This is a genomic window from Succinispira mobilis DSM 6222, assembly GCF_000384135.1.
GTDB lineage: Bacteria > Bacillota > Negativicutes > Acidaminococcales > Succinispiraceae > Succinispira > Succinispira mobilis.
Map to the genome: position 1 here is coordinate 859724 of NZ_KB913028.1, position 12180 is coordinate 871903.

Annotated in this window: 8 protein-coding genes; all 8 read left to right on the forward strand. The window is 36.8% G+C overall.

The genetic code is table 11. The features are described 5' to 3' along the window. The first annotated feature begins 1 nt into the window (after position 1). The 8 genes from pheT to SUCMO_RS0104155 all read left to right on the forward strand — a co-directional run bounded on the left by pheT (position 2) and on the right by SUCMO_RS0104155 (position 12117). Positions 2-2434, forward strand: a complete 2433-nt coding sequence (gene pheT / locus SUCMO_RS0104120; RefSeq protein ID WP_019879246.1) for a phenylalanine--tRNA ligase subunit beta — start codon at positions 2-4, stop codon at positions 2432-2434. Between the two features lie 96 nt (positions 2435-2530). Next, entirely contained in the window at positions 2531-3664 is a 1134-nt protein-coding gene (locus tag SUCMO_RS0104125) for an efflux RND transporter periplasmic adaptor subunit (protein WP_019879247.1), read from the forward strand. Between the two features lie 3 nt (positions 3665-3667). Further along, on the forward strand, positions 3668-6721 hold the full coding sequence (locus SUCMO_RS0104130) for an efflux RND transporter permease subunit (RefSeq protein ID WP_019879248.1): 3054 nt from the start codon (positions 3668-3670) through the stop codon (positions 6719-6721). Between the two features lie 22 nt (positions 6722-6743). Next, on the forward strand, positions 6744-7559 hold the full coding sequence (larE, locus tag SUCMO_RS0104135) for an ATP-dependent sacrificial sulfur transferase LarE (protein ID WP_019879251.1): 816 nt from the start codon (positions 6744-6746) through the stop codon (positions 7557-7559). A gap of 5 nt (positions 7560-7564) precedes the next feature. Next, the gene (gene larB, locus SUCMO_RS0104140; RefSeq protein WP_019879252.1) at positions 7565-8314 is read left to right on the forward strand and encodes a nickel pincer cofactor biosynthesis protein LarB; all 750 of its coding nucleotides are present in this window, start codon (positions 7565-7567) and stop codon (positions 8312-8314) included. Between the two features lie 10 nt (positions 8315-8324). Continuing rightward, positions 8325-9629: a nickel pincer cofactor biosynthesis protein LarC gene (gene larC, locus SUCMO_RS0104145; RefSeq protein WP_019879253.1), complete on the forward strand. Its 1305-nt coding sequence runs from the start codon at positions 8325-8327 to the stop codon at positions 9627-9629. Between the two features lie 107 nt (positions 9630-9736). Beyond that, positions 9737-10165 carry a universal stress protein gene (locus tag SUCMO_RS0104150; protein ID WP_019879254.1) on the forward strand — a complete coding sequence of 143 codons (429 nt, stop codon included), beginning with the start codon at positions 9737-9739 and terminating at the stop codon, positions 10163-10165. Positions 10166-10461: 296 nt separating this feature from the next. Beyond that, positions 10462-12117, forward strand: a complete 1656-nt coding sequence (locus tag SUCMO_RS0104155; protein WP_211209254.1) for a ribonuclease J — start codon at positions 10462-10464, stop codon at positions 12115-12117. Positions 12118-12180 lie beyond the last annotated feature (63 nt).

Consider the following 12180-nt stretch of genomic DNA (forward strand, 5'->3'; position numbering starts at 1 on the left):
AATGAATGTTTCCTTCAATTGGTTAAAATATTATATAGATATAGATTTGACAGCAGAAGAATTAGCGGAAAAAATGACGCTAGCAGGGATAGCGGTAGAAAATATTCACTATTTAGGTCAAGGGTTAGAAGGCGTAGTTACAGGTAAAGTTGTGGAAATTTACAAACATCCGGAAGCCGATAAACTTTGGATTTGTAAAATCGATGTTGGACAAGCGGAATTGGCTAATATTGTTACTGGTGCCGATAATGTGCGCCAAAATTCTGTAGTTCCAGTAGCTGTAGTCGGTGCTTGCTTACCTAATGGTATGAAGATGAAAAAAGCAAAACTCCGTGGAGTTGCTTCGGAAGGAATGCTTTGTTCGGCGGGGGAATTAAATTTAGACGCTAAAACTTTATTGCCAGAACAGCGTGAAGGTATTTTCTTATTACCAGCAGATACGCCAGTTGGTGTAGATATTAAACAAGTTTTAGGCTTGGATGATGTGATTTTAGAGTTTGAATTAACTGCTAACCGAGCGGATTGCTTTGGAGTGATCGGGATTGCGCGTGAGGTAGCTGCGTTAACTGGTAAAGCTTTGAAAAACATTCCCTTGGCCGCTACGACGGATAAAATTGTTACTAAAAATCAAGGTTTGGAAATTGAAATTCAAAACAAACAACTTTGCAAGCGTTTTTCTGGACGAGTGCTTAAAGGGGTTAAATTAGATAATTCACCTAGTTGGCTACAAAAATGTTTACGTTCAGTAGGGTTGCGTCCAATAAATAATATTGTTGATGTTACTAATTTTGTGATGTTAGAACTTTGTCAACCAATGCATGCTTATGATTATAGTAAAATTGCCGGGAAAAAATTAGTGGCACGCTTAGCTAAAGCTGGGGAGCAATTACAAACTTTAGATGAGCAAGAAAGGAATTTGCAGTCTGAAATGTTGGTGATTGCTGACATAGAAAAAGTGCTAGGAATTGCCGGCGTAATGGGTGGTTTAGAGAGTGAAGTGGGCTCAACTACAAAAGATATAGTTTTGGAAGCGGCTTATTTTAACGGTACAAGTGTGAGGAAAACTAGCCGAGCTTTAGGATTGCGCAGTGAAGCCTCATCACGATTTGAGCGCGGCACCGATTTAGAAACTACTATTTTGGCTATTGCACGCGCAACTCAATTGTTGCAAGATATTACCACGGTTGAAGCTGTTGAAGATATTGTAGATTGTTATCCAGAAGTAAAAGAAGCAGTGGTGCTAACTGTCTCAGTAGCTAAAATTAATGCTCGACTAGGGACAGATTTGTCGGCGACAAAAATGCGTGAAATTCTTATAGCTTTAGGTTTTGGCGTAGAGATTATCTCAGAAGAACTGAAAATTACAGTGCCTAGTTGGAGATTTGATGTAACTAGTATGGTTGATATCAGCGAAGAAATTGCCCGCGTTATTGGTTTTGACAATATTAAAGCGACTGTGCCTAAAGGTGAGTTAATGAGTGCGGAACAAACCTTGGTAACCAAGTTAGCAGAAGACTTGCGCAATATTATGGTGGCTAATGGGTTAGATGAAGTAATTAATTATAGTTTTATTCATCCTAGTGCTTTTGATAAACTTAATTTAGCTAAGACAGATTTAAAACGCACGGCTATTGAAATAACTAATCCAATTACAGATGAGTTTAAGATTTTACGTACGACTTTATTAGCTAGTATTTTGCAAACAGTAAATTATAATATTGCCAGACGAAATGAAGATTTAGCTATTTTTGAAATTGGCAATATTTATTTGCCTGAGCAATTACCTTTGGTAAAATTACCGCAAGAGAGACCTGTGCTAGCAGGAGCTATGACGGGGAAAAGATTTGCGAGTCATTGGCAAGAAAGCAAAGCGGACTTTGATTTTTATGACGCGAAAGGCTTAGTAACAGATTTAATGCATAAGTTTGCAGTTAGAGACTATCAGCTGGTGCCAAGCAGTTTAGCTAGCCTGCATCCAGGTAAAAGTGCAGATATTATTGTGGCAGGTCAGTGTGTAGGCAGTTTTGGTCAAGTACATCCAGTGGTGGAAGAGAATTATTCACTTAATAAACCTGTTTATATATTTGAATTAGATTTAACAGTATTATTTGCAACTTATGAAAATAGTGCTAGCTATTGTGCTTTACCTAAATACCCATATATTAGTCGCGACCTAGCGGTACTAGTTCCAGAGGAAATTTTAATGGCTGATTTAGAGCAATTGATTTTAGCTGCGGGTGGAAAGTATCTACAAGATTTAAAATTATTTGATGTATATCAAGGCAAACAAGTTGCCGCAGGCTTCAAAAGTATGGCTTTTACGTTAACTTTTCAAGCTACGGATAGAACTTTGACAGATAAAGAAGTGGAAGAATTTACTAAGCAAATTCTAGAAAGCTTGCAAGAAAAATTTAATTTAAAACTAAGATCTTAAACAAGAGAAAAGAGTTGTCTTAAAATATTTAAGCAACTCTTTTTTTATAGACATAAGCTAATCGGAAAATAGCAAGAAATGGAGCGAAGGTAGTATATGCAAATTTTTAAAGAGAATAAACGCAACATTCTTATCTTAGTGGCAATTTTACTAGTAATAGGAATTGGGTATCGAATTTATGACAACATTCAAACAAATCGGCAACGTGCTAATAAAATTTCTAGTGGGCAAACTTTAGCTGTGCAAACAGAAATAGTTAAAAAAGGAAGTATTTTGCCAATCTTAAAATTTTCTGGGAGCCTAGAACCAATTTGGCAGGCGGATATCTCATCCAAAGTTGCTAGTAGGATTGATAAAATTTTAGTTTATGAAGGCGATCAAGTTGCTAGTGGACAAATTTTGATAAAACTTGATGCTTCCGAGTTTGTTGCTCAAGTAGAACAAGCTCGCGGTACAGTATATGAATCGCAGGCTAGTTTAGAGCAAGCTCAAACAGATTTGTTGAGAGCGGAGCAACTGTTGCAAAATGGAGCAGTATCTAAACAAGAGCGAGATACTGCTAATTATAAAAAAAATATGGCTATAGGCAAACTAGAATCTGTGCGTGGTAATTTAGGTGCTTTGCAAATCAAATTGGATAATACAGTAATTACTGCCCCACGTAGCGGAGTTATTGCTAAAAAATACGTTCAAGAGGGCACTTTTGCAAATATTAGTATGCCAATTATTAATTTGGCAGATACTACAAGTTTGTTGGCAAAAATAAACATTGGCGAAGCAGAAATTGTAAATGTGCATTTAGGGCAAGAAGCGGTGTTGAAAATAAATGCTTATGGGGAACGTGAATTTATTGGCAAGGTTACACGAATTTCACCAGTTGCTAGTTTACCAGCACGTAGTTTCAGTGCGGAAATAACTATTGATAATAGTAAAAATGAACTAAAGGCAGGAATGTTTGCGAATGCCTTTATTACTACTAAGTTGCGCGAAAATGTTGTAGTTATTCCTCAAAGTGCGATAGTTATGAGGGAAGATCAACAAACCGTATATGTGGTTAACAAAGACAATGTGTTAGAACAAAAGCTAATTAAAGCTGGTTATACTGGTGAGGGTAAAATTGAGGTGTTAGCTGGGATTAATGAAGGGGATACGATTGTTGTAGCTGGACAAAACAAGTTGCATGAGGGTGTAAAGGTGCGCTTAGATAAAAAAGAGGACGGCAAGGTGTAGAAGATGATAAAGGTATTTATTAAGCGACCAGTTTTTACGACAATGTTTATCATGCTATTAGTGGTGTTTGGGATAAATTCTTATCCGAAAATCGGTGTAGACTTATCTCCTGATGTGGAGTTGCCTTTTGTAAATGTGACAGTTACTTATACTGGCGCATCTCCAGAAGAAATGGAAACCTTGATTACTAAGCCGATCGAATCTGCAGTAAGTTCTGTGGCCGGGATTAAAAATATTTCCTCCATGGCACGCGAAGGATTTTCTCAAACGATTATTGAATTTGAATTAGGCATAGATCCGCGACAAGCCTCAAGCGAAGTCCGCGAAAAAGTGGCTGGTGTGAGAAAAAGATTGCCGGATGAAGTAGATGAACCAGTTGTACAACGGCAAGATATTTCGGCACAGGCAATTTTAATGTTTACTTTTTCATCGGATATTCGGGATCGAGGTACTATTCGCAAGATTGTAGAAGATGTGGTCCAAGAGCAAGTTCAAAGAGTGGATGGTGTATCAGAAGCCAGTATTATTGGGGCTAGCGCTCGTGAGATTCGCTTGTTGGTAAATCCTAGAAAATTAGAGGCTTATAAGATTAGCTATCAAAATTTACTGAGCATTGCTAATACTGAAAACGTGAATACACCTGGCGGTAAAGTAGATGAAAAGGGTAGAGAATTAACGGTTAGAACTATTGGTAAATATAAAAACGTTGAAGATATCAAAAATATTGTAGTAGCTAATTATGATGGTAAGTTAGTACGCATGGGTGATGTAGTTGAAGTAGATGATGGTTGGGAAAGAGAAACTACTTATGCACGTGTAAATGGTCAACCTAGTGTGATGATGACCGTGCGGAAACAATCAGGCACAAATACAGTAGATGTTTCTGAAAGAGTTATGCAAGAAGTAGCTAAAATATCAGAGCGGGAGTTACCTAAAGATATAAAAGTCGAAATAATTCGAGAGCAGTCAAAATATATTCGTGACAATGTGGATGATGTATGGAATGCAATTTTATTTGGTGGATTTTTAGCAGTTTTAATTACTTATCTTTTTTTAGGCGATTTTAAGGCTACTGTTATTGGGGCTTTAGCAATACCTAGTTCCATTATTTCTACTTTTTTCTTAATGAAGTACATGAATTTTAGTTTAAACAATATGTCTTTGATGGCCTTGAGTTTGGCCGTAGGTATTTTGATTGATGATGCTATTGTATTGATTGAAAACATTTTTCGTCACTTAAGAATGGGCAAAGATAAATTCACGGCGGCCTATGAAGCCACTAAGGAAATTTCTCTAGCTATGTTAGCGACGACAATGTCACTGTTAGCAGTTTTTGTGCCGATAGGTAGTATGGGAGAGACGATAGGTCAATTTTTTAAACAATTTGGCTTGACGGTTGCTTTCTCAGTAGCGATATCAACCTTAGTAGCATTTACTTTAACGCCGATGTTGGCAGCACATTGGTTAGAAAGCAAGAAATATACCTTGGCAAGGCCGCGAATTGTGGACAAAGTGATTACTTATTTTGAACAGGGTTTCCAAGAATTTTTAGGTGCTTATGTGCAAATTTTAAATTGGTGTTTGCAAAGGCCGAAAAAAATAATTTTAATAGCTACCTTGTCGTTGTTATTTAATTTTGCGTTAACACCATTTTTGGGGAAAGAATTACAACCGACCTATGATTCGGGCGAATTTAGTGTTAATATAAAGGCTCCGCCAGGGACGTCTTTAGAAAAAATGAAAGAGCTTACAGCACCAATAGAAAAGCAAATTTTGACTATTCCAGAAGTAAAACTTGCAGGACTTTGGATTGGTGGTGGCAGAAGACCTGTTTATGAAGGTAGTTTTAATGTTAAGCTGGTAGAAACTACTGAAAGACAGCGAAGCATGATGCAAATTATGGATGAACTGCGGATGCAACTTAGAAAAAATACTGATTTGAAAATTTCGGTAGTATCTAATCAAGGTGGAGGACGTGGTGATTCACGACCAGTTCAAATTGGCTTGCGAGGATCTGAATTAGAAAAACTTAATGAATATGCTTTGATTTTGGTCAATGAATTAAAAAGTATTCCAGGAACTTCTGATGTTGATGTATCTAGTGCAGATAGTGAACCTGAAATAGCTATTAAGTTAGATAAACAACGGAGTGCTGATGCGGGAATTAATAATTCACAGGTGGGCGAGGTCGTCCAAACTGCGTTTTTAGGTAAGACAACTAAAAATAAATTTACAATAGGTGATAGTGACTATAATATTAGGTTACTTTTAACTGAAAAAAGTCGTTTAAATATCAACGATGTAGCTAATTTGCGAATATCTTCAAGCAAAGGTGATTTTGTACGGCTAGGGGATATAGCGGAAGTGAAAATGTCTTCAGGACCAACGCAGATTGATCGTGAAGGGCGACAACGCCAAGTTATTGTCTATGCTAATACTGTGGGGGTATCACCAGGTGAGGTAATAGAGAAAGTTGATAAAGAGATTATGCCAAAACTAAATATGCCTTTAGGCTATAAATATGCCTTTATTGGGCAAGCAGAAACTATGCAAAGGGCATTTGTTGAAGTTATAAAAGCTCTAGTTTTGGCAGTTATTATTATTTATATGGTTTTAGCAGCTCAATTTGAAAGCTTTATCCATCCACTAGTAATAATGGTTTCTTTGCCGTTTGCGATAATTGGGGCAATACTAGGCTTGTTGCTTTCTGGACAAACCTTGAATATGATTTCGACTATTGGCTTTGTAATGTTGATGGGTTTAGTTACCAAAAATGCGATTTTATTGGTTGATTATACTAATCAAGCCCGCGAAGAGGGCAAGAGTATTAAAGAAGCATTGGTTGAAGCGGGCTCGTTGAGACTACGTCCAATTTTAATGACCACTTTATCCACAATTTTAGGAATGCTACCCATAGCCTTGGGAATTGGGGCTGGGGCAGAATTGCGGCAATCTATGGGCGTGGTATTAGTGGGCGGTTTAATTACTTCAACAATGTTAACCTTAATTGTGGTGCCGTTAGTATATTTAGTAATAGCAGAGTGGCGGAAAAACTAATTCAGAAAAAGCGAGGGTGAAAATGGAGTTAAAAACTAAATTAGAAAAACTTAAGACTGTTTTAGCGGAATATACAAATTTAGTGGTAATGTTTTCTGGAGGAATTGACAGTAGCCTGCTATTATATGTTTGTCAAAAATTTTTCCCAGATAAATTAAGGGCGATTACAATCTTGTCGGCCACCTTAAGTGCCGAAGAAAGAATACGCATTGAGCAAATCGCCTCTGAAATTGGTGTGGAACACCACTATTTAGTTAGCAGAGAATTAGAAAATAGAGAGTTTGCGCTTAATGATGCGAAACGCTGTTATTATTGCAAAAAAATTCGTCTTGAACAATTACAACAATGGGTTAAAAATTTCCCCAATACTATTTTTTTAGATGGTTCTAATACCGATGATTTGCAAGATTATCGTCCTGGGATGTTAGCAGTACAAGAATTCCCGGGTTTGTTAATTAGTCCTTTTTTATTAGCTGGTTTTGACAAGCAAGACATTCGCCAGCTAGCGAAACAAATGGGGATTAAATACTGGGATTTGCCTAGTTCAGCTTGTCTGGCCTCTCGTTTAGCTTATGGCTTGGAAATAACAGTGGAAAGACTTCGGCAGGTGGAACAAATAGAAAAGTATTTGGCAACAGTACTTACAGGTGCTATTAGAGTGCGACACCATGGTGATTTGGCCAGAATTGAATTAAATCCAGAAAATTTTTCCAGCGCACTAGAAGAAAATTTGCGCAAGCAAATTGTTAAATATTGTAAAGAAGCGGGTTTTAGTTACGTTACGCTAGATTTACAAGGCTATCAGTTGGGCAGTATGAATAGAGTTATTGAGAGGTAGAGAAATTGGATGACAAAATTAAGGAACTTTTATTAGCTTATAAAGCGCAAGCAATAAGTACGAGTGCTGTGGTACAGGAAATCAAAAACTTGACTTGTGGTGATTTGGGATTTGCCAATATCGATTACAATCGGGCCTCTAGACAGGGATTTCCTGAGGTTGTATATTGCGAAGGTAAAACTTCTGAACAGATTGCTCTAATAATGGAAAAATTAAGTCTAATTAGTAAGAATATTTTAGGTACAAGAGCTACCCGTGATAATTATCTCCAAGTGTTAAAGAAAGTACCGCATGCTAAATTTAATGAAGTGGCTCGTACGATAACAGTTGAAGAACAAATAGTTATAAAAAGACCTGAAAAAAAGATTTTAGTTATTAGTGCGGGTACTAGTGATATGCCTATTGCAGAAGAAGCTGTAATTACAGCGGAGATAATGGGCAATAAAGTTGAAAGGTTATATGATGTCGGTGTAGCAGGAATTCAGCGCTTATTAGGGCGGTTAGATAAATTAAATGAAGCTAATGTTTTAATTGTAGTGGCTGGAATGGAGGGGGCCTTAGCCAGTGTTGTGGGTGGTTTAGTGAATAAACCGGTAATTGCCGTACCTACTAGTGTGGGTTATGGGGCAAACTTTCAAGGGTTGTCTGCACTTTTAGGAATGTTAAATAGCTGTTCAGCGGGAGTTGCAGTAGTTAATATTGACAATGGCTTTGGCGCAGGTCGTTTGGCAAGCATCATTAATAATCTTGAGTAGGGGGAGTGTAATGCGGGTATTATTTTTAGATACATTTAGTGGAATTAGCGGAAATATGTTACTAGGTTTATTAATAGATTTAGGGGCAGATCAACAATATATTTTGTCAGAACTAAATAAGCTTAATATTGGTGAATACAAAATTATTATTGAGCGTGTTAATAAATTAGGAATAGATAGTACTTATGTAGACGTACAGTGCAAAGAGTTTGATGAACAGCATAGCCATGAACATGGATTAGTTGGTACATTAATTCATAAACTGCAAAATATATTGGGAAAACCTACAACAGGTCATGTGCATAGTCATGGTGGTGTAACGCATAGTCATGGGCCAGAGGCACAACGTAATTTAGACAGTATTATGGAGATTATTAATAATTCTGAATTAGCCGCAACTATAAAATTTCAGGCAGAAAAGGTTTTTACTGAATTGGCAAAAGCTGAAGCTAAGGTGCATGGGAAAAGTATCCAAGAGGTTCATTTTCACGAAGTAGGTGCAGTGGATACTATTATTGATATTGTGGGTTGCTTGTTAGCTTTGGAAAATCTTAAAGTAGAAAAGATCATGGCAAATCGTTTACAAACAGGACGGGGCTTTGTAAAATGTGCACATGGGTTAATGCCGATTCCTGCACCTGCTACAGCGGAGCTGATTAAGAATATCCCTAATTATGCGGGTGAAATAGATAAAGAATTAGTAACACCTACTGGTGCTGCGTTGCTAAAAGTTCTGGTTACTGAATATCAGCCAGATGTTGCTAGCTTGGAATGGGAAAGAATTGGGTATGGTGCGGGGACTTGGGATTTGTCAATTCCTAATGTGGTAAGGGGTTATTTAGGTGAAAAATCAATGTTGCAAGAAAGTGCTTTACCCACAGTTGGAGATTTGCTAGTAATACAAACCAATATTGATGATATGAATCCGGAATATTATGAGTATATACTAAATAAATTGCTGGAAAATGGGTGTCAAGATGTTTGGTTGACAGCCATAATAATGAAAAAAAATCGTCCGGCTAATGTTTTGAACATTCTTTGTCAACAGAACTTATTTGATAAAATTGTAGCGATTGTTTTACGTGAAACTACTAGTATTGGCTTACGTTATTATCCTGTGCAAAGAGTTGTAGCGGAGCGAGAAATCCAGGCAGTTGTTCTAAAATCAGGAAGTGTCGTAGCTGTAAAATGTGCATACTTTCAAGGCGAGCTAATAAATAGAGCTCCCGAGTATGAAAGTTGCTTAGAGGTAGCTAAAAGAGAAAGTCGTCCTTTAAAGGATATTTATCAAGAAGCGCTGGAATGTTTAAAATAATACTGCAAAAAAAATTTCTAAGGTGTATAATTTAAGTAAGCTTAAATATAGCAAGCCAAGAGAGTTGTATATTTATTGATATTAAAATAAAGTTGGGAGGGATAGTTATGTTCCGGAAAATTTTAGTACCTGTTGATGGTTCGGATTGTTCATGGAAAGGGTTGGCTTATGCAGAAGAAATTGCTGAAAAGTTTTCTAGTCAGTTACTTGTTTTAAACGTAGAGCAAGTATACAATGCTAATTTATTAGCATTGCCAATGGACAATGTTTATATGGATCAAATGCTATCAGAAAATGGCGAGAATTTAATTCTTAAAAATGCACAAGAGAAAATTGAAAAATACACAGGAAAAGTACAGTTCATCTCTGAAAAAGGCCATCCCGCTGAACAAATTTTAATTGTGGCGGCAAAAATGCAGTGTGATTTGATAGTTATAGGTAGTAGGGGTTTAAGTGGAATTGCAGAATTTTTGTTGGGAAGTGTTAGTACTAGAATTTCAGAATACTCACAAATTCCAGTTTTAATTGTGAAATAAAAATTTTATATAAAGCTTATAGATAATAGAGTTAGAATTACTAAAGCAATTTGGTAATTCTAATTTTTTTGTCTAGAAATAATAAATATTTAAAGGATTGGCACATGCCTTGCATTAATTCTGCCTAACAGGTATAATTACAATAGAAGAAATGAGCGGGGTATCATTATTTTTGAAGATGGTTACATGGAACGTCTTTATGTAACTTTTATTTTGTTTAGTGACTATTATATTTTGTTCTTTTTTCATATAAAAAAATATTTATATATAAAATGGAGGGTTATTCGTTGCAAAAGATGAAAAGTAAATTACAAATTATTCCTTTAGGAGGCCTAGGGGAAATAGGGAAGAACATGACAGTTATTCGCTATGAAGATGATATCATTTTAGTGGATGCTGGGTTGATGTTTCCAGACGATGATATGTTAGGGGTTGACTTAGTTATTCCTGACATGTCATATCTGTTTGAAAATCGTGATAATATTCGGGCAGTTTTTTTAACTCATGGGCATGAGGATCATATTGGTGCATTGCCATATCTATTAAAAAATCTTGATTTGCCAGTTTATGGTACTGCTTTGACATTAGGGATTCTTCAAAGTCGTTTGAAAGAAGCTAATGTTAGTGCGAAAAATCTTTTTGAAATAAAACCAGGGGATAAAATTAAGGCGGGAGTTTTTAAAGTTGGGTTTTTAAGGGTTAATCATAGTATTGCTGACGCTGTAGCTTTAGCAATTGATACTCCACATGGGATGGTAGTTCATACAGGCGATTTTAAATTTGATCAAACTCCAGTAGATGGTCAAGTTACCGAATTTCATAAATTTGCAGAATTAGGCGATAAAGGTGTTTTAGCACTTTTGTGTGACAGCACTAATGCCGAACGCCCTGGCTATACTTTGAGTGAAAAAAGTGTCGGAGCAGCTTTTGATGAAATTTTCCGCAATGCCAAAAATAGAATTGTTGTAGCTAGTTTTTCTTCAAATGTACACAGAATCCAACAAGTTATTGATGGTGCGGTAAAATATAAGCGCAAAGTTGCGGTTATTGGTAGAAGTATGATTAACGTAGTTGGGATTGCTTCTGAATTAGATTATTTAAAAATACCTGAAGGGGTACTAATTGATATTGATGAGGTAAACAATTACCCAGCGAATCAGATAGCAATAGTAACGACAGGTAGCCAAGGGGAACCAATGTCAGCCTTGACGCGTATGGCGATGTCTGATCATCGTAAAGTTACAATTGTAAAGGGAGATACTGTTGTTATTTCGGCAACACCAATTCCAGGGAATGAAAAGCTGGTAGCACGCACCGTTGATTTTTTATTTAAATTAGGTGCTGAGGTTATTTATGAAAAATCTGAAGGTATTCATGTATCTGGACACGCTAGCCGTGAAGAATTAAAAATGATGCATAATTTGGTACGTCCTAAGTTCTTTATTCCAGTACACGGCGAATACCGTCATCTTATTCATCATGCTAAATTGGCAAATGAAGTAGGTTTACCGAAAGAAAATATTTTCGTAATGGAAAATGGTGATGTCGTGGAACTTACGGCTACTGAAGGCGCAATTGCCGGTAAGGTTGCAGCGGGCCGAGTATTAGTTGATGGACTAGGTGTAGGCGATGTGGGGAATATTGTTTTGCGGGATCGTCGACAATTATCGCAAGACGGAATATTGATTATTGTTGTTACTATTGATCGGAGTCGTGGTGCGGTGGTTGCTGGGCCAGACATTGTGTCGCGGGGGTTTGTCTATGTGCGTGAAGCTGAAGGTTTGATGGAAGATGCTAAAGACCGTGTGCAACAAGCCTTAGATAAGTGTGCACAAAATGGAGTTTCTGATTGGTCAAGTATTAAATTTTCAGTGCGAGATTCTTTAGGAAGATTTTTATATGAACGTACACGTAGAAGACCAATGATTTTGCCAATCATAATGGAAATATAAAGATAAAATTAATCCAGTTAGCCCCTGAAGTTAGCTTATTGTTTGCGTACTAACTTTGGGGGT